This is a genomic window from Streptomyces sp. NPDC089799 (assembly GCF_040684755.1).
Lineage (GTDB): Bacteria > Actinomycetota > Actinomycetes > Streptomycetales > Streptomycetaceae > Streptomyces.
This window is the reverse complement of the sequence record NZ_JBFBGR010000007.1, coordinates 35,949-58,284: the sequence shown is the minus strand read 5'-3', so window position 1 is coordinate 58,284 and position 22,336 is coordinate 35,949. Positions and strand designations below refer to the sequence as shown.

At 71.2% G+C, this 22,336-nt stretch carries 20 protein-coding genes and 2 tRNA genes; 15 read left to right on the top strand and 7 right to left on the bottom strand.

Translation table 11 applies throughout. The features are described from left to right. Positions 1 to 15 precede the first annotated feature (15 nt). From AB0O36_RS09190 to AB0O36_RS09160, 7 genes are all read left to right on the top strand, one after another. Positions 16 to 495: a DUF721 domain-containing protein gene (locus tag AB0O36_RS09190; RefSeq protein WP_365106899.1), complete on the top strand. Its 480-nt coding sequence runs from the start codon at positions 16 to 18 to the stop codon at positions 493 to 495. Between the two features lie 492 nt (positions 496 to 987). Further along, the gene (gene gyrB / locus AB0O36_RS09185; RefSeq protein WP_365106325.1) at positions 988 to 3,018 is read left to right on the top strand and encodes a DNA topoisomerase (ATP-hydrolyzing) subunit B; all 2,031 of its coding nucleotides are present in this window, start codon (positions 988 to 990) and stop codon (positions 3,016 to 3,018) included. A 43-nt stretch (positions 3,019 to 3,061) separates the two neighbouring features. Further along, positions 3,062 to 5,650: a DNA gyrase subunit A gene (gene gyrA / locus AB0O36_RS09180; RefSeq protein ID WP_365106322.1), complete on the top strand. Its 2,589-nt coding sequence runs from the start codon at positions 3,062 to 3,064 to the stop codon at positions 5,648 to 5,650. Positions 5,651 to 5,658: 8 nt separating this feature from the next. Further along, positions 5,659 to 6,258: a DUF3566 domain-containing protein gene (locus AB0O36_RS09175; RefSeq protein WP_365106319.1), complete on the top strand. Its 600-nt coding sequence runs from the start codon at positions 5,659 to 5,661 to the stop codon at positions 6,256 to 6,258. A gap of 82 nt (positions 6,259 to 6,340) precedes the next feature. After that, positions 6,341 to 6,414, top strand: a tRNA-Ile gene (locus AB0O36_RS09170). A 147-nt stretch (positions 6,415 to 6,561) separates the two neighbouring features. Then, complete coding sequence (locus AB0O36_RS09165; protein WP_208809277.1) at positions 6,562 to 6,696, top strand: DLW-39 family protein; 135 nt, start codon at positions 6,562 to 6,564, stop codon at positions 6,694 to 6,696. Between the two features lie 174 nt (positions 6,697 to 6,870). Next, positions 6,871 to 8,184, top strand: coding sequence for a hypothetical protein (locus AB0O36_RS09160; RefSeq protein ID WP_365106317.1), 1,314 nt, complete (start codon positions 6,871 to 6,873; stop codon positions 8,182 to 8,184). Positions 8,185 to 8,215: 31 nt separating this feature from the next. Here AB0O36_RS09160 and AB0O36_RS09155 read toward each other — a convergent pair whose 3' ends face one another. Both AB0O36_RS09155 and AB0O36_RS09150 read right to left on the bottom strand, forming a co-directional pair. Next, complete coding sequence (locus tag AB0O36_RS09155; RefSeq protein WP_365106314.1) at positions 8,216 to 9,568, bottom strand: protein kinase; 1,353 nt, start codon at positions 9,566 to 9,568, stop codon at positions 8,216 to 8,218. A gap of 111 nt (positions 9,569 to 9,679) precedes the next feature. Then, entirely contained in the window at positions 9,680 to 10,228 is a 549-nt protein-coding gene (locus AB0O36_RS09150; protein WP_365106312.1) for a DNA-binding protein, read from the bottom strand. 161 nt (positions 10,229 to 10,389) lie between these two features. Between AB0O36_RS09150 and AB0O36_RS09145 the strand changes: the two genes are divergently transcribed. Together AB0O36_RS09145 and AB0O36_RS09140 are read left to right on the top strand one after the other, a co-directional pair. After that, a tRNA-Ala gene (locus AB0O36_RS09145) sits at positions 10,390 to 10,462 on the top strand. 253 nt (positions 10,463 to 10,715) lie between these two features. Beyond that, on the top strand, positions 10,716 to 11,885 hold the full coding sequence (locus AB0O36_RS09140; RefSeq protein ID WP_365106309.1) for a transposase: 1,170 nt from the start codon (positions 10,716 to 10,718) through the stop codon (positions 11,883 to 11,885). Here AB0O36_RS09140 and AB0O36_RS09135 read toward each other — a convergent pair. Continuing rightward, positions 11,861 to 13,783 (bottom strand): helix-turn-helix domain-containing protein, encoded by a 1,923-nt coding sequence (locus tag AB0O36_RS09135; protein WP_365106897.1) that lies wholly within the window; start codon positions 13,781 to 13,783, stop codon positions 11,861 to 11,863. The genes AB0O36_RS09140 and AB0O36_RS09135 overlap by 25 nt on opposite strands. Before the next feature lie 286 nt (positions 13,784 to 14,069). Between AB0O36_RS09135 and AB0O36_RS09130 the strand changes: the two genes are divergently transcribed. Beyond that, a complete protein-coding gene (locus AB0O36_RS09130; protein WP_365106306.1) occupies positions 14,070 to 14,840 on the top strand; it encodes a class I SAM-dependent methyltransferase in 771 nt (256 codons plus the stop codon). Here the strand turns inward: AB0O36_RS09130 and AB0O36_RS09125 are convergent. Next, positions 14,830 to 15,798, bottom strand: coding sequence for a transaldolase family protein (locus tag AB0O36_RS09125; protein ID WP_365106303.1), 969 nt, complete (start codon positions 15,796 to 15,798; stop codon positions 14,830 to 14,832). The two genes, AB0O36_RS09130 and AB0O36_RS09125, sit on opposite strands and share 11 nt — an antisense overlap. A gap of 214 nt (positions 15,799 to 16,012) precedes the next feature. Here AB0O36_RS09125 and wrbA point away from each other — a divergent pair, with 214 nt between their 5' ends. Next, entirely contained in the window at positions 16,013 to 16,630 is a 618-nt protein-coding gene (gene wrbA / locus AB0O36_RS09120; RefSeq protein WP_365106300.1) for an NAD(P)H:quinone oxidoreductase, read from the top strand. 145 nt (positions 16,631 to 16,775) lie between these two features. Here the strand turns inward: wrbA and AB0O36_RS09115 are convergent, their stop codons facing one another. Next, entirely contained in the window at positions 16,776 to 18,230 is a 1,455-nt protein-coding gene (locus tag AB0O36_RS09115; protein WP_365106297.1) for an MFS transporter, read from the bottom strand. A gap of 105 nt (positions 18,231 to 18,335) precedes the next feature. Between AB0O36_RS09115 and AB0O36_RS09110 the strand changes: the two genes are divergently transcribed. Together AB0O36_RS09110 and AB0O36_RS09105 are read left to right on the top strand one after the other, a co-directional pair. Continuing rightward, positions 18,336 to 18,815, top strand: coding sequence for a MarR family winged helix-turn-helix transcriptional regulator (locus AB0O36_RS09110; protein ID WP_365106294.1), 480 nt, complete (start codon positions 18,336 to 18,338; stop codon positions 18,813 to 18,815). Positions 18,816 to 18,924: 109 nt separating this feature from the next. Beyond that, positions 18,925 to 19,263 carry a hypothetical protein gene (locus AB0O36_RS09105; RefSeq protein WP_365106291.1) on the top strand — a complete coding sequence of 113 codons (339 nt, stop codon included), beginning with the start codon at positions 18,925 to 18,927 and terminating at the stop codon, positions 19,261 to 19,263. Between the two features lie 135 nt (positions 19,264 to 19,398). Here AB0O36_RS09105 and AB0O36_RS09100 read toward each other — a convergent pair whose 3' ends face one another. Further along, a complete protein-coding gene (locus AB0O36_RS09100; RefSeq protein ID WP_365106288.1) occupies positions 19,399 to 20,088 on the bottom strand; it encodes a DUF5324 family protein in 690 nt (229 codons plus the stop codon). A 185-nt stretch (positions 20,089 to 20,273) separates the two neighbouring features. Here AB0O36_RS09100 and AB0O36_RS09095 point away from each other — a divergent pair, with 185 nt between their 5' ends. Both AB0O36_RS09095 and AB0O36_RS09090 read left to right on the top strand, forming a co-directional pair. Continuing rightward, entirely contained in the window at positions 20,274 to 20,801 is a 528-nt protein-coding gene (locus AB0O36_RS09095) for a peptidylprolyl isomerase (RefSeq protein ID WP_365106285.1), read from the top strand. Positions 20,802 to 20,923: 122 nt separating this feature from the next. Beyond that, entirely contained in the window at positions 20,924 to 21,778 is an 855-nt protein-coding gene (locus AB0O36_RS09090; RefSeq protein WP_365106282.1) for a rhomboid family intramembrane serine protease, read from the top strand. A 295-nt stretch (positions 21,779 to 22,073) separates the two neighbouring features. On the opposite strand, the gene crgA is transcribed toward AB0O36_RS09090, so the two are convergent. Next, positions 22,074 to 22,331, bottom strand: a complete 258-nt coding sequence (crgA, locus tag AB0O36_RS09085; RefSeq protein WP_365106279.1) for a cell division protein CrgA — start codon at positions 22,329 to 22,331, stop codon at positions 22,074 to 22,076. Between the last annotated feature and the right edge of the window lie 5 nt (positions 22,332 to 22,336).

Genomic DNA, 22,336 nt, shown 5'->3' with positions numbered 1-22,336 from the left:
CCCGAACCCTCCGGGGTGGACCTGGCCCGCCAGGCCCTGGCGGCCGCCCGCGAGCAGGCCCGCGCCCGCGGCCAGGGCCCGGGCGGAAAGAAGCGCCAGAGCCAGCCCCGGCTGCGGTCCGGCGCCCGCGCGGACGGGCGGGACCCGATGCCGCTGATGGCGGCGCTGGACCGGCTGCGGACCGAGCGCGGGTGGGAGATGCCCATCGCGGTGGCCGGGGTGATGGAGCGCTGGGCGGAGATCGTCGGCCCGGAGATCGCCGCGCACTGCGAGCCGGAGAAGTACGAGGACCGCGAGCTGAGCGTGCGCTGCGACTCCTCGGCCTGGGCGGCGCAGCTGAAGCTGCTGGCCCCGCAGCTGGTGGCCACGCTGAACAAGGAGCTCGGGCAGGGCACCGTACGCCTGATCCAGGTGCAGGGGCCGGGGGGCCGGCCGCGCCGCTACGGGCCGCTGCGGGCGCCCGGCAGCACGGGCACCGGCGACGACCGGTACTGACCACGGCCCAAGGCCCCACGGGGACCGCTTCGGCAGCGGACCGCACCGCCACCGGACGCGTCGGCACTGAACCAGGACGGGCCGCGGCCCGTGTCCCACAAGGGCTCCGGTGCCCTCCGGCCCGCCTTCCGGCCCGCGTCCGGGCCCTCGCCGCACAGGGTCCCGGCCGCTCCCGCCGACGGTCCCGGGCACCGTCGGGTTCCGGCCACGCGGGTGGCGTCCCTCACGGTGGCCGGAGGTTGACAGGCCGAAGCTCTGCACGCCCGCGTGAGCCACTTTGAGCCCCGGCCTGAATATGGGGAGTCGGGAGAGGGAGGTTCAGGGCGGCACATGCGGACTCAGGTACCGGCAAACCCCCATCGTTGTCAGCGCTACCGGTAGACTGGTGGTAAGTAGGCGATCCCGTTCGTGCGGGACCGCCGACTGACCGCTGACAACGCAGATCAACGCAGCCGCTCCTGCTTGCATGCCTGCTGGCCCGGAGAACGGCCTGTGCTGTGCCAGAAAGGGCGCTTCGTGGCCGATTCCGGCAACTCCAACGAGAACAACCAGTACACCGCCAGCAACATTCAGGTCCTCGAGGGCCTGGATGCGGTGCGCAAGCGCCCGGGTATGTACATCGGCTCGACCGGTGAGCGCGGCCTGCACCACATGGTGCAGGAGGTCGTCGACAACTCGGTCGACGAGGCCCTGGCCGGGCACGCGGACACCATCGACGTGACGATCCTCCCCGACGGCGGCGTGCGCGTCGTCGACAACGGGCGCGGCATCCCCGTCGGCATCGTCGAGTCCGAGGGCAAGCCGGCCGTCGAGGTCGTGCTGACGGTCCTGCACGCGGGCGGCAAGTTCGGCGGCGGCGGCTACGCGGTCTCCGGCGGTCTGCACGGCGTCGGCGTCTCCGTCGTCAACGCCCTCTCCACCAAGGTCTCGGTGGAGATCAAGACCGATGGCCACCGCTGGACGCAGGACTACAAGATGGGTGCGCCGACCGCGCCCCTCGCGCAGCACGAGGCGACCGAGGAGACCGGCACCTCGGTCACCTTCTGGTCCGACCCGGACATCTTCGAGACGACCGAGTACTCCTTCGAGACGCTCTCGCGCCGCTTCCAGGAGATGGCCTTCCTCAACAAGGGCCTGACGATCACGCTCACCGACGAGCGCGACTCGGCCAAGGCCACGGTCGGCGCCGACGACCCGGACGCCGAGGCCTCCGCCGAGTCGGCCGCCCGCACGGTGACGTACCACTACGAGGGCGGCATCGTCGACTTCGTGAAGTACCTCAACTCGCGCAAGGGCGAGCTGATCAACCCGACCGTCATCGACATCGAGGCCGAGGACAAGGAGCGTCTGCTCTCCGCCGAGATCGCGATGCAGTGGAACTCGTCGTACAGCGAGGGTGTGTACTCCTTCGCCAACACGATCCACACCCACGAGGGCGGTACCCACGAGGAGGGCTTCCGCGCCGCGCTGACGACGCTCGTCAACAAGTACGCGCGCGAGAAGAAGCTGCTCCGGGAGAAGGACGACAACCTCACCGGCGACGACATCCGCGAGGGTCTGACCGCGATCATCTCGGTCAAGATCGGCGAGCCGCAGTTCGAGGGCCAGACCAAGACCAAGCTCGGCAACACCGAGGCGAAGACCTTCGTCCAGAAGGTGGTCCACGAGCACCTGACGGACTGGTTCGACCGGAACCCGAACGAGGCCGCGGACATCGTCCGCAAGGGCATCCAGGCCGCCACCGCGCGCGTCGCCGCCCGCAAGGCGCGCGACCTCACCCGCCGCAAGGGCCTCCTGGAGTCGGCCTCCCTCCCGGGCAAGCTCTCCGACTGCCAGTCCAACGACCCCACCAAGTGCGAGATCTTCATCGTCGAGGGTGACTCCGCCGGCGGCAGCGCGAAGTCCGGCCGGAACCCGATGTACCAGGCCATCCTGCCGATCCGCGGCAAGATCCTGAACGTCGAGAAGGCGCGGATCGACAAGATCCTGCAGAACACCGAGATCCAGGCGCTGATCTCCGCCTTCGGCACGGGCGTGCACGAGGACTTCGACATCGAGAAGCTCCGCTATCACAAGATCATCCTGATGGCGGACGCCGACGTCGACGGCCAGCACATCAACACCCTGCTGCTGACCTTCCTGTTCCGCTTCATGCGGCCGCTGGTCGAGGCCGGCCACGTCTACCTCTCCCGCCCCCCGCTCTACAAGATCAAGTGGGGCCGCGACGACTTCGAGTACGCGTACTCGGACCGTGAGCGCGACGCCCTGGTCGAGCTCGGCAAGCAGAACGGCAAGCGCATCAAGGAAGACTCGATCCAGCGCTTCAAGGGTCTGGGCGAGATGAACGCCGAGGAGCTGCGCGTCACCACCATGGACGTCGACCACCGCGTGCTCGGCCAGGTCACCCTGGACGACGCCGCCCAGGCCGACGACCTGTTCTCGGTGCTGATGGGTGAGGACGTGGAGGCACGGCGCTCCTTCATCCAGCGCAACGCCAAGGACGTCCGCTTCCTCGACATCTGAGTCGGTCCGCCGCTGACCGCCTGAAAGGATCAAAAGACCAGCAATGGCCGACGAAACCACTCCCACCAGCACCGAAGCCGCCGAGGAAGAACCGCAGATGCGCATCGAGCCCGTCGGGCTCGAGACGGAGATGCAGCGCTCCTACCTCGACTACGCGATGTCCGTCATCGTGTCCCGCGCGCTGCCCGACGTACGCGACGGCCTCAAGCCGGTGCACCGCCGCGTGCTGTACGCGATGTACGACGGCGGGTACCGCCCCGAGAAGGGCTTCTACAAGTGCGCCCGCGTCGTCGGTGACGTCATGGGTACGTACCACCCGCACGGCGACTCCTCGATCTACGACGCCCTGGTGCGCCTCGCCCAGCCGTGGTCGATGCGCATGCCGCTGGTGGACTCCAACGGCAACTTCGGCTCCCCGGGCAACGACCCGGCGGCCGCCATGCGCTACACCGAGTGCAAGATGGCGCCGCTGTCGATGGAGATGGTCCGCGACATCGACGAGGAGACCGTCGACTTCACGGACAACTACGACGGCCGCAACCAGGAGCCCACGGTCCTTCCGGCCCGGTTCCCGAACCTCCTGGTGAACGGCTCCGCCGGCATCGCCGTCGGCATGGCCACCAACATCCCGCCGCACAACCTCCGCGAGGTCGCCGAGGGCGCGCAGTGGTACCTGGCCAACCCCGAGGCCTCGCACGAGGACCTCCTCGACGCCCTCGTCGAGCGGATCAAGGGCCCGGACTTCCCGACCGGCGCGCTCGTGGTGGGCCGCAAGGGCATCGAGGAGGCGTACCGGACCGGCCGCGGCTCGATCACCATGCGCGCCGTGGTCGAGGTCGAGGAGATCCAGAACCGCCAGTGCCTGGTGGTCACCGAGCTCCCGTACCAGACGAACCCGGACAACCTCGCGCAGAAGATCGCCGACCTGGTGAAGGACGGCCGGATCGGCGGCATCGCCGACGTCCGGGACGAGACCTCCTCCCGGACCGGCCAGCGCCTGGTGATCGTGCTCAAGCGCGACGCGGTCGCCAAGGTGGTGCTGAACAACCTCTACAAGCACACCGACCTGCAGACCAACTTCGGCGCCAACATGCTGGCCCTGGTCGACGGGGTGCCGCGCACGCTCTCGCTGGACGCGTTCATCCGCCACTGGGTGCACCACCAGATCGAGGTCATCGTCCGCCGGACGAAGTTCCGTCTGCGCAAGGCGGAGGAGCGCGCCCACATCCTGCGCGGTCTGCTCAAGGCCCTCGACGCCATCGACGAGGTCATCGCGCTGATCCGGCGCAGCGAGACCGTCGAGGTCGCCCGCGAGGGCCTGATGGGCCTGCTGCAGATCGACGAGATCCAGGCCAACGCGATCCTGGAGATGCAGCTCCGCCGGCTCGCGGCCCTGGAGCGGCAGAAGATCGTCGCCGAGCACGACGAGCTCCAGGCGAAGATCAACGAGTACAACGCGATCCTGGCCTCCCCGGAGAAGCAGCGCGGGATCGTCAGCGAGGAGCTGGCGGCGATCGTCGAGAAGTTCGGCGACGACCGGCGCTCCAAGCTGGTGCCCTTCGACGGCGACATGTCCATGGAGGACCTGATCGCCGAAGAGGACATCGTCGTCACCATCACCCGCGGCGGCTACGTCAAGCGGACCAAGACCGACGACTACCGCTCCCAGCGGCGCGGCGGCAAGGGCGTGCGCGGCACGAAGCTGAAGGAAGACGACATCGTCGACCACTTCTTCGTCTCCACCACGCACCACTGGCTGCTGTTCTTCACCAACAAGGGCCGGGTGTACCGGGCCAAGGCGTACGAGCTGCCGGACGCCGGGCGCGACGCCCGCGGCCAGCACGTGGCCAACCTGCTGGCCTTCCAGCCGGACGAGCAGATCGCGCAGATCCTGGCGATCCGCGACTACGAGGCGGCCCCGTACCTGATCCTGGCCACCAAGGCCGGTCTGGTGAAGAAGACCCCGCTCAAGGACTACGACTCGCCCCGTTCGGGCGGCGTCATCGCCATCAACCTGCGCGAGCAGCAGGACGGCGGCGACGACGAGCTGATCGGTGCGGAGCTGGTCTCGGCCGAGGACGACCTCCTGCTCATCAGCAAGAAGGCGCAGTCGATCCGGTTCACCGCGACCGACGAGGCGCTGCGGCCGATGGGCCGTGCCACGTCGGGCGTGAAGGGCATGAGTTTCCGCGAGGGTGACGAACTGCTCTCCATGAGCGTGGTCCGACCCGGTACGTTCGTCTTCACCGCGACCGACGGCGGCTACGCCAAGCGGACGCCGGTCGACGAGTACCGCGTCCAGGGCCGTGGCGGTCTGGGTATCAAGGCTGCCAAGATCGTGGAGGATCGCGGGTCTCTCGTCGGCGCGCTCGTGGTGGACGAATCCGACGAAATCCTTGCGATCACCCTCGGCGGAGGTGTGATCCGTACGCGCGTCAGCGAAGTCAGGGAGACCGGCCGTGACACCATGGGCGTCCAGCTGATCAACCTGGGCAAGCGCGATGCCGTCGTCGGTATCGCACGCAATGCCGAGGCGGGTCAGGAGGCCGAGGAGGGCGATGAGCCCGAGACGGTCGAGGGACAGGCCACCGAGGCCGCCGAGGGCACGGAGTCCTCGGCCGGGGAGCAGTAGGAGCAAGCGTGAGTGGAGCCACGGGCGCCGGAGCGGCCACGACCGGAGACAGCGGTGCCCGTGGCCCCGCCGCGGACGCGCAGGGGGCGACAACCGTGACGGACACCCGAGGGCCGCAGCCGGCCGAGGCCGGCAAGGAGCGTGCCGATCGGCCGTACCACCCGCCGCAGGCGTACGCGGCGCCGGCGGGCACCGATGCGCAGCGCAAGCCGCGTACGGGGGCCCGTACGACGCCCAGGACGCGCAAGGCACGGCTGCGGGTGGCCAAGGCCGACCCGTGGTCGGTGATGAAGGTCAGCTTCCTGCTGTCGATCGCGCTGGGCATCTGCACCATCGTGGCGTCGGTGGTGCTGTGGATGGTCATGGACGCGATGGGGGTCTTCTCGACCGTCGGCGGCACCATCTCCGAGGCCACCGGCTCGAACGAGTCGAACGGCTTCGACCTGCAGTCGTTCCTGTCGCTGCCGCGCGTGCTCGTGTTCACCTCGGTGATCGCGGTCATCGACGTGGTCCTGATGACGGCGCTGGCCACGCTGGGCGCCTTCATCTACAACCTCTCGGCGGGCTTCGTGGGCGGTGTGGAGCTCACCCTCGCCGAGGACGAGTAGTTCCCCTCGCAGGGCCCTGACCAGCGATTTGGGAACTCCCGGGTCTGTGCGCTAACCTTCAGGAGTCAGCGCGCAGCGCGGAGGGGCTATAGCTCAGTTGGTTAGAGCGCATCCCTGATAAGGATGAGGCCACAGGTTCAAATCCTGTTAGCCCCACAGTACGGTTTCGGCCCGGCGGAGATTCTCCGCCGGGCCGTTGCCGTTGGGCCGTCGGGTCGTTCCCAGATAACCGATCGGTATCGGTCGGTGTGTATTGTGGGGCGCCAGAAGACTCCTACGTCAATGAGAGACGAGGTTCGCGCGGTGAAGAAGCTTCTCCTGGTCGCACTGGCCGCCATCGGCGGGCTCCTCGTGTACCGCCAGATCCAGGCGGACCGCGCCGAGCAGGACCTGTGGACGGAGGCCACCGACTCCGTGCCTTCCGGCTCCGGTGTGTGAGACCGAACGTTGTGACGCGAAGCCCCGGCCGCTTGAATGCGCCCGGGGCTTCGTGCTGCCCGCGGCGGCGTGGGATCGGGTGCGGGTTCCGGTACGGGTTCCGGCAGGGGATCCGATACTGGATTTCGGTTCGCTAATTTTAAGCTTGCTGTAGCAAATTCAGGGGTGGGTGTGATGGGTCGGGTCCGTGGAACGCTGGCCGCGGCCGGGGCGGTGGCCCTGTGCGCCATGGCCGCCGGTGCCGCGCCGGGAGCGGCGTACGCGGCCGCCGACCCCGTACCGGCGTACCGGACGGGACCGGGCGCGCAGAAGGTTGAGGGCGGCGCGAACTCCGCGCTCGGACCGCGGCTGGAGGCCGGCCGCTTCTACACCGACACCGTCTCCCCGGGCCAGGAGCGCTTCTACGAGGTCCCGCTGGACGCCGCGTCCAGCGTTTACGTCAGCGCGGTCGCCCACCCCGAGCGCACCGCCAAGGTGGCCTATGCGGACGGCATCGAGATCGATCTGATCGACACCGACGGCCAGTCCTGCGGAAGCACCGAGGGCGCGGACGTCTCCTCCTCCGAGCAGGCCCGGCCGCTCGCCGACGTGGCCGTCCGGGCCCTGGCCGAGGACGGCGAGTGCCAGCAGGCCACCAGCTACTACGTGAAGCTGACCCGGAAGAACGCCAAGGAATCGGACCGGGCTCCCTGGCCGGTGGAGCTCCACGTGCAGCGGGAGCCCGGCCTGAAGGGCGGCAACGCACCGCAGACCGCGCCGAGCGTCTGGCCCTCGGCGCCCGTGACCCCGCCGTCCGACCGGCGGGTGGTCCGCGAGGGCGGCACCGGCTTCAACGACGCACGGGCCCTCGGGACGGGCGTGTGGGGCGATTCGGTGCGACCGGGGCAGACCCGGTTCTACCGGGTGCCGGTGGACTGGGGGCAGCAGCTGAGCATCAGCACGGAGCTGACCGGCGGCAAGCCGACCAAGTCCTCCGGGTACGCCGGGAACGCGCTCGTCACCGAGGTCTACAGCCCGGTCCGGTCGGCGGTGTCCGAGGTCGACGAGTCCTACGACGGCAAGCTCGCCAAGGCCGAGATCGGGCCGCTCCCCCCGGTGGCGTACGAGAACCGCTTCTCCGACACCCGCGCGATCAAACCGGTGCGCCTCGCCGGCTGGTACTACCTGGCGGTGACGGTGAACAAGAAGGTGGGCGAGTTCACCGCCGAGGACGTCCCGCTGCAGCTGACCATGCGGGTCAAGGTCGACGGCGGGGCCGAGGTCGGGCCGGCGTACGCGGAGAGCCTCGACGGGACCGGTCTCGGGGTCGGCGAGGACGACCGGGCGGCGGCCCGCGAGGGGCTGACCGCCACGGAGGCCGCGGAGGCGGCGGACACCCGCTCGACGATGGGCGTGGTGGCCGCGGCGGGCTTCGGTGCCGGCACGGTGCTGCTGCTCGTGCTGGGCGGCTGGAAGCTCATGGCCCGGCGGTCGGCCGGCTCGGCCTGATGCGCGGCTTCGGGGTGGTTTCCGGGGTGGGCTACATGCGCGTCAGGGCCCAGATGCCGACGGCGTAGCAGGCCAGGGCGGAGAGCAGCAGGGTCAGGGTGGTCCGGGTCGACGGGCCGGCACCCCGTGGTGGCGACGGCGACGGCGCCGGCGACAGCGACGGCGCCGGAACGGATGCGGGCGCGGGCGCGGTTGCCTGCGCCGGCCACGGTGGCAGTACGGGCGTCGGGGCGGTGGCGGCCGGCGGCGCCAGGTGGAAGCTCCCGGTCGCCGAGGCGTGGGGCCGGGGCTCCGGCCGGGCCTGCGGCTGCTGTGCGGAGGTCCGCGTCGGCTCGGCCTCCATGCCGGGGCCCGCGGGGTGGGCCGGGGGTACGAAGGGCGCGGAGGGCGCGGAGGGCGTGGAGGGCTCGGCCGCGGGCGGTCCGGGCTGTGCCGGGACCACTGCCGGGACCCCCGTCCGGACCACGGGCGCGGTGGCGGAGCCGGGGGTGACCGCCGAGGTGCTCAGCGGTCCCTGCGGGCCGAATCCGGACGGCAGCGGGCCCATCTGGTCGAAGACCTCGACGATCACTTGGTCGGGGTCGTCCGGAGGCAGCAGCTCCACCGCCTCGGCAAGGGCCTTGCGCGCCCCTGTGGCGGTCCTGAAGCGGGCCCGGGGGTCCGGCTGCAGCAGGGCCGCCACGACCTGCCACAGCGCCGTGGGAACCCCTTCGTGGGCGTCCGGGGTACCGTGCGTGCGGAACCGCTCCACCAGCGCCTCGGAGTCGGGCTTGCGGCCCTGCAGGAGGTAGAGGGCGACCAGTCCCACGGCGAACAGGTCGGCGGGGAAGTCGGGCTCGGAGCCGAGGAGTTGTTCGGGGGCGAAATAACCGGGCGTGCCGACCACGTAGTTGGTCTCGGTCAGCCGGGGCTCGCCCTTGCGCATGGAGATCCCGAAGTCGGACAGCCGCAGGTGCGGCCGTCCCGTACCGGTGGCTTCCATCAGGATGTTGGCCGGCTTGATGTCGCGGTGGACGACGCCCTCGGCGTGCACCGCCGCCAGCCCGGACAGCAGCTGGTCGAGGAGGACGCACACGAACCGCGGCGGCAACGGGCCGTAGTCGCCGATCACATGGGCCAGCGAGCCCCCGCCGACGAGGTCCATGGTGAACAGGACCTTGTCGTCGTCCGCCGCCCAGCTGGCCGGGGCCAGCACGTGCGGGTGGTCGATGCGAAGGGCCTGTTCACGCACGAAGCGGAGCAGGGTGTGGGCGTCGCTCTGCAGGAGCACCTTGGCGGCGACGTACCGGCGGCGGCGGTGGTCCCAGGCGCGCCAGACGGCTCCGGCTCCGCCCCGTCCGACCGGATCGATCAGTTCGTACCGACCGGCGAAGATCTCACCCATCCGCGCGCCCGTCCCCCGTGCTCCGCTACCGCTGTTGTCGCTGTTGCCGCTGTGCCGTCACCGGTGTCACCGGTGTCACCGGTGTCACTGCCGTCACCGGCGCCCGTGGCGTCAGTTCTGGTGTGCCTCGTAGTGGGCGACCGCGTCGGCGGTGCGCCCGGCCCCGTAGACCTTGAGGAACTCTGCCAGTTCCGGGTGGCTGGCAGCGAGGGTGTCCGCCGCGTCGATGATGTCACCGGCCGCGGAGACCGAGCGGAGCAGCGACTGGATCTCGCGGACGACCCGCTTGACGGTCGGCGCGCCCGAACCGGTCGGGGTCTGGCCGCTGTTGCTCAGGACGGAGCCGCCCTGGGTCTTCTTGATCTCGTCCATCCGGTCGGTGGCCTCGGCGGCGCTCACGCTGCCGTCGGAGACCTGCCCGGCGAGGTCCTGCAGGGCCTGGACCCGCTGGACCACGGCCGGGTTGCCGATCTTCGCGCGCTGGCCGCTCATCAGCTGGGAGAGCATCGGTGCGGACAGTCCGAGGACGGCAGCGAGGCGGGCCTGGTTCAAGCCGAGATCATCTATGAGCCGGCGGAAGAGCGCGCCGAGCGGCTCCCCGTACCAGCTGCGCTGGAGCTCTCTGGCTCTGGCGGTTGCCTCTTGCTGTACTGCGTCCACTCTTACTACTCCCCTTCGCTGGTGCGAACCTCGCGAGCATCTTACGGAGAGTGGTCGCATGACGGGAGTCCCTATCATTTTGCGGGATCAGGGGGTAAACCCGGTACTCTTGTGTGCGGACATGGCCGTACCCTCCTGGGTAGCGGACCGGTCCGTTTTCCGGGGCCTTAGCTCAGTTGGTAGAGCGCTGTCTTTGCATGGCAGATGTCAGGGGTTCGACTCCCCTAGGCTCCACATTCGTAAGACCCCCCTGACCTGGGGAAACCAGGTCAGGGGGGTCTTCTTTTCGTTCCCCCGGGCGGCTCCCGCGGGAGGTCCCGGATTCACAAAGGCAGTTGTGGCGGGGGCCGCACCGGCGGGGGGCAGGTGTGTGGCGGGGACACCTGGGCAGGCGGGGGCGGCCGGGCGCACCGTGGGGATGCCGTCGGGAAGGCGGGATCCGGCTACGGGTGGGGGGATCGTGGGGATGCGCCTCGTACGGGAAGAAATGTCAGCAGATGCCGGGGCCGAGCTCGGCGCGGAGCTCGGTGCGGAGCTGTGCGCGGCGCTGTTCACCGCGCTGACGCGCAGCGACCAGCGCCGCAAGGGCGAGCTGTACGTGCGCGGGCTGCTGTCGGCCGGCGGCCGGAAGTCGATCCGCAACATCGCGGCCCGCGTGGGGGACCGGGCGGCGGAGCAGAGCCTGCACCACTTCATCTCGTGCTCGACCTGGGACTGGAACCTGGTGCGGGCCGCTCTCGCACGGCACCTGGAGGAGACGCTGCGGCCGCGGGCCTGGGTGGCGCACTCGGTGGTCATCCCCAAGACCGGCCACCACACGGTGGGGGTGCGGCGGCGGTTCGTGCCGAGCATGGGGCAGGTGGTCAACAGCCAGCAGGCGTTCGGGCTCTGGGCGGCGAACGACGCGGTGAGCGTGCCGGTGACCTGGCAGCTGATGCTGTCCGGGGACGGCCCGGAGTGCGTCGCGGAGGGCGCCCGGGAGGTGCGGGACTGGGTGGGGGAACCCGTCCGGCCGGTGGTGCTGGACCTGCCGGACGCCGACCCGGTGGCGGCCGCGGCCCGGTTCGAGGCGGCGGGCCTGCCCTTCCTGATGTCCGTACGCGGGGAGACCCTGGTGACGGCGGACGCACCCGACCTGCTGGGCGGAGGCGGCCGGGAGTTCACCGCGGACCGGTTGCTGCGGACCGTACGGACCCTGCGCCGGCCGGTGACCTGGCGGGACCCGGAGAGCGCGGCGGTGCGGACCTCCTGGGTGGCGGCGGTACCGGTGCGGCTGCCGGGTGCCCGGCGGCCGGTGCTTCTGCTGGGCGAGTGGGACGGGCCGGGCACCCGGCCCGTGCGGTGCTGGCTGACCGGGATGGTCACCGAGCCGTGGGGACGGCTGCTGCGGCTGACCCGGCTGACCCGCCGGGTCGCCCTCGACTTCGCGGCGGTCTCCGCTCCGGTCGGCATGGTGGACTTCGAGGGCCGGTCCTTCGAGGGCTGGCACCGGCACACCACTCTGGCCTCCGTCGCGCACGCGGTGCGGGCGGCGGAGGGGACCCCGGCCGGGGCCCGGTGGTCCTCCCCCCGGCTTCTCCGGGAGGAGGACCACCGCCTGCCCGAGCGGGGCCGGGAGCTCGGCGGAGGGGCTCAGCCCGAGGCCCGGCCGGCCTGATCGCGGCGGCCGCGCAGGAGGGCGCGCCGGGTGCGCTGCATCTGGAGCGCCAGCTGGACCTCCAGGGCCTGGGAGGGCTCCAGCCAGGAGGGGCCCAGCAGTTCGGTGATCCGCTCCAGCCGGCGGGAGACCGTGTTGGGGTGGACGTGCAGGGTTTCGGCGGCCCGGGTGGGGCTGCCGGCGGAGGCGAAGTACGCCTCCAGGGTGCGCGCCAGGTCGGTGCGCTGCTGGGCGTCGTAGTCGAGGACCGGCCCGATGGTGTTGTTGACGAACTCGGCGGTGTTGGGGCTGTCGGACAGCAGCAGGCCGAGGAAGCCCAGCTCGCGGGGGGAGGCGGTGCCGCCCTTGCCGCCGAGGGCGGTGAGCGCGTCCAGGCAGCTGCGGGCCTCCTGGTAGGTGCGGCCGATCGCGGACAGCTCGGTGACCGGCCCGGCCGTGCCGACCGTGACCGGGTGGTTGAGGGCGGTGGACAGCTCCTGGGAGGCGGCCTTGCCCGCGGCCCCGGGGTCGGTGCCGGGTACCAGCAGGACGATGGAGCCGGATTCCACGCTCTTGAGGCCGGAGTGCTGGTGGGCGTAGGAGGAGGCCCAGATGACGGCGCGGCCCAGCGAGCCGCCCTCGGGGCGGGCGACCACGACGACGTGCGGGCCGTCCAGGTTCACGCCGAGCCGGCGGGCGCGTTCGGCGAGTTTGGCGGCCGGCAGCTGGTCCTCCTTGAGGAGGTCGTTGAAGAGCTCGTCGCGGACCTGGCCCTCGGCGGCCGCCGCGCTGCGCTGCATCAGCAGGACCAGGGCGGCGGCCTGGGCGACCAGGCCGAGGAGTTCGACGCGCAGGCCGTCGTCGGGGCCGCCGTCGCCCTTTCCGGGGGCGGGGGTGAGCAGCAGGGTGCCGAGCGCCTCCTGGCCGGCCGAGGCGGGGGCGACCCACAGGCCGTCGCGGGTGCGGACGGGGCGGCGCTCGGCGTGGGCGTCCAGGGAGGCGGCGCGGAGGGCCGCCCCGTCGGGCGCCGGTGCCTCGCCGGCGGTGGCGATCGTACGGCCGGTGTGGTCGCGGACGGTCAGGGTGCCGCCGCCGAGCAGCGGGGCGGCCTCGGTGACCAGGGCGTGCAGACCGCCGCCCTCCAGCACGAGGTCGATCAGCCGGCTGTGGGTGGTGCGCAGCCGGTTGGCGGTGGCGGAGGAGTCCATGGCCCGGGAGGTGTTGAGCTCCAGGCCGGCGACCTCGTCGCGGGCCTGGTCGAGCAGCCGGGTCTTCTCGATGGCGACGGCCGCGAGGTCGGCGAGGGAGCTCATCAGGGAGAGCTCGTCCGGGTCGAAGTGGCGGATGCGCCGGCCGGCCACGTACAGGTTGCCGAGTTCGCTCTCCTCGTGGCGGAGCGGCACGGCCATGATCGCGTGCAGGCCCTCGGCCCGGACCACGGTGTCGATCACCGGGGAGTGGACGAAGGTCTCGTCGCGGAGGTAGTCCGCGGACCAGAAGGGGGCCGACCGCTTCCGGGCCTGCAGGCCGACACCGCCGGTCATGGGCACCTCGAAGCCGACGGTGATCGAGGAGGTGTGGCCGTCCGCGGCGCGGACGACGGAACGCCGCTCCTGGAAGTCGTGGAAGGTCACCCAGGACATGTCGAGGCCCAGGAGCAGCCGGGCCCGCCGGGTGATCACCTTGAGCAGGGTGTCGAGGTTGTACGGATGCGTCAGGTCGCGTGCGGTGTCGACGAGCGCGCTGAGGCCCGCCTCGCGCTGCTGGCGGCGCGAGAACAGGCCCCGGATGTTCAGCGAGAGGTCCTTGGCGCGGGTCAGACGCTCAAGCTCCTCCGGCGTGGCTCCCGAATTCCGGGCGGTCTGCAGAACGTGTTCGAAATCCTCGGCCGGTGCCTCACGGGCCAGCAGTTCGAGCATCTCGGACACGCCGGTATGTGGCTCTCGGCTCCCCGACATCACGCATCGTCCCCCATCGACGTCCACTGTGGTGCCTGCCCGCTCGCGAACGTAGTCGCGCCAACAGGGCCTGGTCAACCTGGTCTTGACCCAAGAATGCCAGGTCAGAGCGGGGCACGGTGGCGAGGGCACCGGGCGGTGTGCGCGATGTGGTTGCCCGGGCACCTTTTGGCGGCACCCGATGCCCGATCAGTCTGGGATGGGCGGCGCGCCTGGTTGCCGCACCACTGTCTGCCCGGGGGAGCCGATGATCCAGACCCAGCGTTTCGTGCGCTCGCTGCAGCGCAGCCGGATGTCACTCGAACGTGAGGACCGGCCGGAGGTGTTCGCCCTGTGCGGACGTGAGTGGGACCTGCTGGACGAGGTGTTCGCACCGGTGTTCTGCCCGTCGACGGCGATCGCGGTGGACTTCCTGGGGCTGGACGGTCCGGTTCCGCCGCCGGTGCCGCGCGGTGCGTCGTTCCTGGAGATCGGATGCGGGTCCGGGGTGACGGCGGTGATGGCGGCCCTGGCCGGCTACGACCACGTGGTGGCGGCGGACATCAGCCCGCGTGCGGTGGAGAACGCGGCGGTGAACGCCGAACGGCACGGTGTGGAGGACCGGTTGAGAGCGGTGCACAGCGACCTCTTCTCCGGTCTGGCCTCCGACGAGCGCTTCGACGTCGTCTTCTGGAGCTCCAACTACGTGCTGGCGCCGGAGGACTACCAGTACCAGTCGGTGCACGAGCGCGCCTATGTGGACACCGGGTACCGCGCGCACCGGCGCTTCCTGGAGCAGGTGCCGCACTGGCTCACCCCGACGGGATCGGCGCTGCTGCACTTCAGCGACCGGGGCGACCTGGTGGAGCTCGACCGGATCGCCGGTCAGTCCGGCCGGGAGCTGAGCCTGCTCCGCAGCGTGCGGGTCAAGGAGCCCGAGTACGGCGGTGACGTGGTGGAGCACATGCTGTTCGAGATCCGTGCGGCCGACCGGGGGGCCGGTGCGTCCGTGCCCCGGGGGTCCGTGATCACGGCCTGAGGATCCAGGACTCGCGGAGCCTGCCCAGTTCGGCGGCCTCCAGGAATGCGGCCACGTCCGCCATCCGCACGCCGAGGGACTCCAGCAGGTCGAGGTCCCGGTGCGCGTCCTCGTGGGCGTTCAGCAGGGTGTCACCCCGGAGGTCCGACAGGGCCGCGGCGCTCTCCAGTGCCTCCAGGGTGGCGACCTGTCCGGTGTTGCTGCCGACGAGTCCGCTGATGTGCCGGGGGGTGACGGCCGTCCACAGCAGTCCCGGGGGGACGGCGCCGGCCGCGCGTAGGACGCGCCACCAGTTGCCGCCCAGGCGTTCCTCGCGGATGCGGTAGATGGTGCGGGCGAGCGCGACGCCCGCGGTGTCCCGGGCCCGCGCGGCGAGCGCCGGCCGGCCCGGGCGGTCGGCGAGGCGGTCGTTGACCTCGGCGTCGAGCAGGCCCACCGGGACCGAGGCCACGGCGACGAGCGGGCCGAGCGCGCGGCCGGCGGCCAGGGCCCGTTCCATGCCGGCGAGGTAGGAGGTGAGCACCTCCTCGTAGCGCTCGGCCGAGAAGACCAGGTCGGTGTCGACCGCGATGCCCAGGGCCAGGCAGTTCTCCATCGCGGCCAGCCCGGCGGGGGTCGCCGCGATGCGGACCAGCACGTTGGGGCGTCCGACCTCGGTCTGGATGGAGCGGGCGTCGGCCAGGATGGCCTCCGCGTCATGGGCGATACGGGGGTCCACCGGTACGGACACCCGGCCGTGGCGCCCCTCGCTGCGGAGATACGTCTCCCAGAGCGTGTCGCAGGCGCGACGGACGGTCTCGGGGTCGGCGTTCGACGCCACGGCGCCGTGCAGCAGCGCGGTCTCGGCCGGGCGGTACAGCGTGCCCGGCAGGAACTGCGTATCGCTTCCGGCGAGCCAGGGCGACACTCCCTCTGCCGCCAGCTGTTTCAGCAGGGTAATGGCAGGTTCGCTCATCATGAGGCGAGCGTAGGGCTGCGGGCTTGCACAGTGCTCAATTTCCCGTCGTCCTTGTCAAGTCGGGATTTTCCGGCCCTGTCAGGGCCTGTCAGGGCTCCGGCGGTCTTTGACAAAGTCCTCGCCGGGTCGTTGAGGGCCCGGATCCGGCCGGAAAGGATCGGTCTCCATCCATCGCCCGGTCAGCCGGCCGTCTTGACAAGGGAGTTGTCCGTTCATGGCCAACGTCGCCGTCATCTACTACTCCTCCACCGGGAATGTCCACCGGCTGGCCCAGGCCGCCGCGGAGTCGGCGGAGAAGGCCGGTGCGGAGGTGCGTCTGCGGCGGGTCGCCGAGCTCGCGCCCGAGTCCGTGGTGGCGGGCACCCCGGCGTGGGCGGAGCACGCGGCGGCCACCGCCGACATCGCCGAGGCGAGCCTGGCCGACCTGGAGTGGGCCGATGTGATCCTGTTCGGTACGCCGACCCGCTTCGGCCTGCCGGCCGCGCAGCTCAAGCAGTTCATCGACACCACCGGCGGTCTGTGGTTCCAGGGCAAGCTGGTGAACAAGGTGGTCTCCTCGTTCGTCTCCACCTCCACCGCACACGGCGGCCAGGAGAGCACCGTGCTGGCCCTGAACAACACCTTCTACCACTGGGGCGCGATCATCGTCCCGCCCGGTTTCGCGGACACCGTGCAGTTCGAGCCGGAGAACGGCAACCCGTACGGCGCGAGCAGCATTTCGGGCAACAACCCCGCCAACGTGGCCGAGGCGAACCTGTCCGCCGTCGAGTACCAGGCGCGCCGTGCCGTGGAGATCGCGGACGCCCTGAAGCGGGGCTTCTCCGCGGCCTGAGCCGGAGCGGCGCGCACGGCGGACCGCACGGCGGCGCATACGGAGGCACGTACGGAGGCCGCCCGTGTTTCACGCGATGTTTCACGTGAAACACGGGCGGCCTCCGCGTGGTGTGCGTGGCGGCGGTTGCCGTCCGCGGCCGGGTTCAGCCGGTCGTGCGGCCGGCCCCCCGGAGGGTGACCGCGGCCACCGCCAGGGCCAGGAGAAGCAGCCCCGCGCCCACCCCGAAGGCCAGGTGGTAGCCGCCGGTCAGGGCTTCCGGTGCGGTCCTGCCCGCCGCGGCCAGGGACTCCGAGCGGGAGGCGGCCAGGGTGGACAGCACCGCGACCCCGAGGGCCATCCCGATCTGCTGGGTGGTGTTGAAGAGGCCCGAGGCCAGGCCCGCGTCCGCCTCGCCGGCGTCGGACATGCCCAGTGTGGTCAGGGCCGGCAGGGCCAGGCCGAACCCGGCGGCCAGCAGCATCACCGGCAGCAGGTCCCGTACGTAGTCGGCGTGGACGGGCAGCCGGGTCAGCAGGCCGAGGGCGATGACCAGCAGGGTCAGTCCTGCCAGGAGGACGCTCCGGTCCCCGAACCGGTCCGCCAGGCGGGCCGATACGCCCAGGGAGACCGCCCCGATCACCACGGCCGCCGGAAGCATCGCCAGACCGGTCTCGGCGGCCCCGTAGCCGAGCACCTTCTGCAGGTAGAGGGCGACCAGGATCTGGAAGGCGAACAGCGCGGCGACCATCAGCATCTGGACCAGGTTGGCGCCGGTCACGGCGGCGGACCGGAAGATCCGCAGGGGCAGCAGAGGGGTCCGTGCCCGGGACTGCCGGACCACGAAGCCGGCCAGCAGGGCCACGGCGAGCGCGCCCGGGGCGAGGGTGCGGGCGGAGGTCCAGCCGTGCTGCTCCACCCCGACCACGGTGGAGATGCCGACCATCAGACCGGCGGTGACCAGTACGGCGCCCAGTACGTCGGCACCGGCGCGGAGACCCAGGCCGCGGTCGCCGGGCAGCGCGGGGAGCGCGAGGAGCGCGGCCGCGAGGCCGATCGGCAGGTTGATGAAGAAGATCCAGTGCCAGTCGAGGGCGTCGGTGAGGACCCCGCCCAGCACCTGTCCCAGCGAGGCGCCGGCCGCACCGGTGAAGGAGAAGACGGCGATCGCCTTCGCCCGCTCACGGGGTTCGGTGAACAGGGTGATCAGGATCCCGAGGCTGACCGCCGAGGCCATCGCCGAGCCGATGCCCTGGAGGAAGCGGGCTGCGATCAGCAGTGCGGGGCTGGTGGCGAGGCCCGCCAGCAGGGAGGCGCCGGTGAACACGGCCGTGCCCGCCAGGAACATCCGCTTCCGGCCGATCAGGTCCCCGAGCCGGCCGGCCAGCAGGAGCAGGCTGCCGAAGGCGATCAGGTAGGCGTTGACCACCCAGCTCAGCGAGGCCGGGGAGAAGCCCAGGTCGTTCTGGATGGCGGGCATCGCCACCGTGACGATGCTGCCGTCCAGGACGGTCATCAGCATGCCGGTGGAGAGCACGGCCAGGGCCGTCCAGCGCGAGTGCAGCCGGAGCCCGAGCGGGGGCGCCGAGCGTTCGGGGGCGGAGGTGAGTGAAGCGGACATCGGTTTCTCCCAAGCGGTTCGGCCATGGAGCGGGGCGATGGAGAGACCGTAGCAGATGGTTTTGTTGCAGACTATTTGTTTGGGGATGATTGCTAGGCTGGTCCCATGACCGCGATGGCACCCGCCCGTACCGAGCCCGACCTCTCCTTCCTGCTGGACCACACCAGTCATGTGCTCCGCACCCGGATGTCGGCCGCGCTGGCAGAGATCGGCCTGACCGCGCGCATGCACTGCGTCCTCGTCCACGCCATGGAGGAGGAGCGCACCCAGATCCAGCTCGCCGAGATCGGCGACATGGACAAGACGACGATGGTCGTGACCGTGGACGCTCTGGAGAAGGCCGGCCTGGCCGAACGCCGCCCGTCCGCCAAGGACCGCCGCGCGCGCATCATCGCCGTCACCGAGAAGGGCGCCGAGACGGCGGCGGAGAGCCGGCGGATCGTCGACCGGGTCCACCGGGAGGCCCTGGCCTCCCTCTCCGACGGCGACCGGCAGGCCCTGCTGCACGGGCTGAAGCAGCTGGTCGAGGGGGACCTCGCGGTGCCCGCCGACAGCCCCCGGCCCGCCCGCCGCGCCCGCCAGTAGGCCCCGGCGGCCCACGGGAGGGCGCGGTCAGGGGGCGGTCCCGGCTGCCTTGACCGAGAGTGGGGGAAGGCGCACAGCCCAGGGGGCAACCAGCCGGAGGCGCACCACCATGGGAATCTTCGACTTCCTCAAGCACGACAAGAAGGCCGGGGCGGCCGGGAAGGAAACCGGCCGGTCCGGGGAACCGGCCGGCGAGCGCTCCCGGGAGCCGTCCGGGGCACCCGGGCGGATGGCCGCGCAGTCCCGGCCGGCCACGCCGCACCCGGCGCAGCCGACCACCCACACGCCCCCCGAGGCGGCCAAGCGGTCCGCGCCGCCGCAGCACGACGTCCTGCGCGGGCCGATGCCGGAGAAGCCGGTCTCCCCGCACGTGACGCCCGGTACCGCCAAGCGGTCGGCGCCGGTCCCGTCCAAGCACGAGGACACCGGCCGCAAGCAGACCGGCTGAGGCCCCGCGGCGCGTACCCCGGAAGCCGAAAGCAGAAAGCCGGAAGGGGCCCGGATCCGATGTGGATCCGGGCCCCTTCCGGCGTTCCTGCCCTGCGTCCCGCCGGACGGTTGCCCGCCCTGCCCGGCGGCGCGCCTAACGCTGGTCGTCGGAGTCGGAGGAGGCGTCCGCCTCCTTGGCCCTCAGCTCGTCGTCGAGGTTCGGCGGCTCGGAGTCCCGCTCCGACAGCTCCGTCGCGGCCGGCGGCTCCACCAGCCAGTCGGGGTTCGACTGCTTGTCCCACCACCGCCACGCCGCGTACGCGGCGCCGATCACCACACCGGTCACCGCGACCCACTTCAGCGCGTGACCGCACTTGGCCCGCCGCTCGTGGCGGCGCACCAGCTTCTGCACCTCTTTGGCCGAGACCTGCCCGCGCAGCGCGGCGTACGCGGCGGTCGACCGGGAGGCGGCCTCCTCCGCGTAGGGGCGGCCCGCCGCGATCGCCTGCTCGATCCTGGGAGTCGTGTAGTCGGCGGCCTGCCGGGCCGCCTCGCGGGTCTTGTGGACGGCCATGACCGCCGCCCGGTCCATGTTCGCGGGGACGTGCGACCGGGCAGCCTTCATACGCGGGTGCAGGTGGCAGTCATACGCGGAACGGGCTTGGCGCGCCGCCTCCTGGGCTGCGTAGGACACCTTCGGGGTCAGCCTGTCATTCGCCTCGGTCGCGTAGTGCACCGCCGCGTCCCGGACGGTCTCGGCATACGGCACCACTGCGTCCGCGGCGTAGCGCACGGCGTCCTTCGCGCTTTCGGCCGCTGCGTGCGCACTGTCCTTCGGGGTCACGGGATCCTCCTCCTCGGTGGCGGACACAGTTCACCTTTCCACCCTTTCCCGGATCATGCCCGCCATAACGGCGCGCGGCCTGTATGACAGGGCATACGGGTGGCCGATTCCGGCGATTTCTTGACCAAGCGGCACACCGTGCGAGGATCTGGAACCGACAGTGATGACTATGGGAAGGCAGATCCGTGGCCGAGAAGCTCTACGCCACCCTGAGGACCAACCACGGCGACATCGAGATCGAGCTGCTGCCGAACCACGCGCCGAAGACCGTCCGCAACTTCACCGAGCTGGCCACCGGTGAGCGCGAGTGGACCCACCCGGAGGACGGGCGGAAGACCACCGAGCGGCTGTACGACGGCACCGTCTTCCACCGCGTCATCAGCGGGTTCATGATCCAGGGCGGTGACCCCCTGGGCAACGGCACGGGCGGCCCGGGCTACCAGTTCCCGGACGAGTTCCACCCCGACCTCGCCTTCACCGAGCCCTACCTGGTCGCAATGGCCAACGCCGGGCCGGGCACCAACGGCTCCCAGTTCTTCATCACCGTCGCCCCGACCGCCTGGCTCACCCGCAAGCACACCATCTTCGGGAAGGTCACCGACAAGGCCAGCCAGAAGGTGGTCGACGACATCGCCCGGGTCGACACCAACGCGCGCACCGAGCGCCCGCTGGCCGACGTGGTCCTGGAGTCCGTCGTCGTCGAGAAGCGCTAGGCCGCGCCCGCACGGGAACCAACGCGCACCGTCCGTCCGTACTCGATGTGTACCGGACCGGTGGGGCGCCGTCCCGCTCCGCCGCTCCGCCGCCACGCGCGCGCCGCCGACCGAGGGAACCGATGGACACCTGTTACCGGCACCCGGGCCGCGAGACCGGCATCAGCTGCACCCGCTGCGACCGGCCCATCTGCCCCACCTGCATGATCAGCGCCTCGGTCGGCTACCAGTGCCCCGAGTGCGTCCGCGGCGCGCCCGCCGCCGTGCCGCGCAACATCGCGGGCGGTGCGCTCACCGCGGGCGACCCGCACCTGGTCACCAAGATCCTCATGGGGATCAACATCGCGGTCTTCCTCGCGGTGCTCGCCAACCCCGCGCTCGCGCTCGACCTGGGGCTGCTGGGCCGGTACGCCGAGTACTTCGGCGGACCGGTCGAAGGGGTCTCCTCCGGCCAGTACTACCGGCTGCTGACCTCGGTCTTCCTGCACCAGGAGTGGTGGCACATCGCGAGCAACATGCTCGGCCTGTGGGTGATCGGCGGTCCCCTGGAGGCGGCCCTCGGCCGGGCCCGCTACCTCACCGTGTACCTGCTGTCCGGCCTGGCCGGAAGCGCGCTGGTCTATCTGCTCACCGCGCCGAACCAGGCCACCCTCGGGGCCTCCGGCGCGATCTTCGGCCTGTTCGGGGCGACCGCCGTGCTGATGCGGCGGCTGAAGTACGACATGCGGCCGGTGGGCGTGATGCTCGCCCTGATGCTGGCCATGACCTTCATCCCGGAGGGCGTGTCCTGGCAGGCCCACATCGGCGGCCTGGTGGCCGGCGCCGTGATGGGGGCGGGCATGGTCGGGCCCGCCGCGGTGGCGCCGAGCCCGGAGGCGCGCCGGAAGCGGGCCGCGGCCCAGTGGTCGGCCTGCGTCCTGGTCCTCTGCGCGTCCCTGGCACTCATCCTGCTGCGCACGGCGGAGCTGACGCCCTGACCCGTACGGCTGTGGGCCGGGCCCGTACGGCTGTGGGCCAGACCCCCGTATGGCTGTGGGCCGGGCCCCGTACGGCTGTGGGCGGCGCCCCGTACGGCTGTGGGCCGGGCGTCGTCCGCGAGCGCCGTACGCCCCGCGTGATCCGGTGATCGGTCAGACCCAAGACTGATCACACCGGCGTCAACGCGGGGCCGCCCACTTACTTATCCACAGACCTTCGTATCTTTTCCTCAGGTGTGGATAGCGCTGTGGATAACTCAGGGGAGAACTTGCGCTCAGGCCCTCGGCGTGCTCGCTACTTCCACTGGGTGGAGACGCCGAAACCTGCAGCGATAAATCCGAAACCGACGACAATGTTCCAATTGCCGAGTGCCTCGATCGGCAGCTGGGTATCGGTCACGTAGAAGACGACGATCCAGGCCAGGCCGATCAGGAAGAGGGCCAGCATCACCGGGGCGACCCAGCCGCGGCTCGTCAGTTTGATGGCCTGCGCCTGCCTCGCGGCCGGCGGCGGCGTGTAGTCGTCCTTCTTGCGGGTGCGTGACTTCGGCACGAGGG

What these genes read in the sequence shown, in the direction of transcription:
- gyrA (WP_365106322.1), top strand. Translation starts at nt 3,062, where the DNA reads ATGGCCGACGAAACCACTCCCACCAGCACCGAAGCCGCCGAGGAAGAA.
- AB0O36_RS09160 (WP_365106317.1), top strand. Translation starts at nt 6,871, where the DNA reads ATGGGTCGGGTCCGTGGAACGCTGGCCGCGGCCGGGGCGGTGGCCCTG.
- AB0O36_RS09155 (WP_365106314.1), bottom strand. Translation starts at nt 9,568, where the DNA reads ATGGGTGAGATCTTCGCCGGTCGGTACGAACTGATCGATCCGGTCGGA.
- AB0O36_RS09140 (WP_365106309.1), top strand. Translation starts at nt 10,716, where the DNA reads ATGTCAGCAGATGCCGGGGCCGAGCTCGGCGCGGAGCTCGGTGCGGAG.
- AB0O36_RS09135 (WP_365106897.1), bottom strand. Translation starts at nt 13,783, where the DNA reads ATGCTCGAACTGCTGGCCCGTGAGGCACCGGCCGAGGATTTCGAACAC.
- AB0O36_RS09130 (WP_365106306.1), top strand. Translation starts at nt 14,070, where the DNA reads ATGATCCAGACCCAGCGTTTCGTGCGCTCGCTGCAGCGCAGCCGGATG.
- AB0O36_RS09125 (WP_365106303.1), bottom strand. Translation starts at nt 15,798, where the DNA reads ATGATGAGCGAACCTGCCATTACCCTGCTGAAACAGCTGGCGGCAGAG.
- wrbA (WP_365106300.1), top strand. Translation starts at nt 16,013, where the DNA reads ATGGCCAACGTCGCCGTCATCTACTACTCCTCCACCGGGAATGTCCAC.
- AB0O36_RS09115 (WP_365106297.1), bottom strand. Translation starts at nt 18,230, where the DNA reads ATGTCCGCTTCACTCACCTCCGCCCCCGAACGCTCGGCGCCCCCGCTC.
- AB0O36_RS09110 (WP_365106294.1), top strand. Translation starts at nt 18,336, where the DNA reads ATGACCGCGATGGCACCCGCCCGTACCGAGCCCGACCTCTCCTTCCTG.
- AB0O36_RS09105 (WP_365106291.1), top strand. Translation starts at nt 18,925, where the DNA reads ATGGGAATCTTCGACTTCCTCAAGCACGACAAGAAGGCCGGGGCGGCC.
- AB0O36_RS09090 (WP_365106282.1), top strand. Translation starts at nt 20,924, where the DNA reads ATGGACACCTGTTACCGGCACCCGGGCCGCGAGACCGGCATCAGCTGC.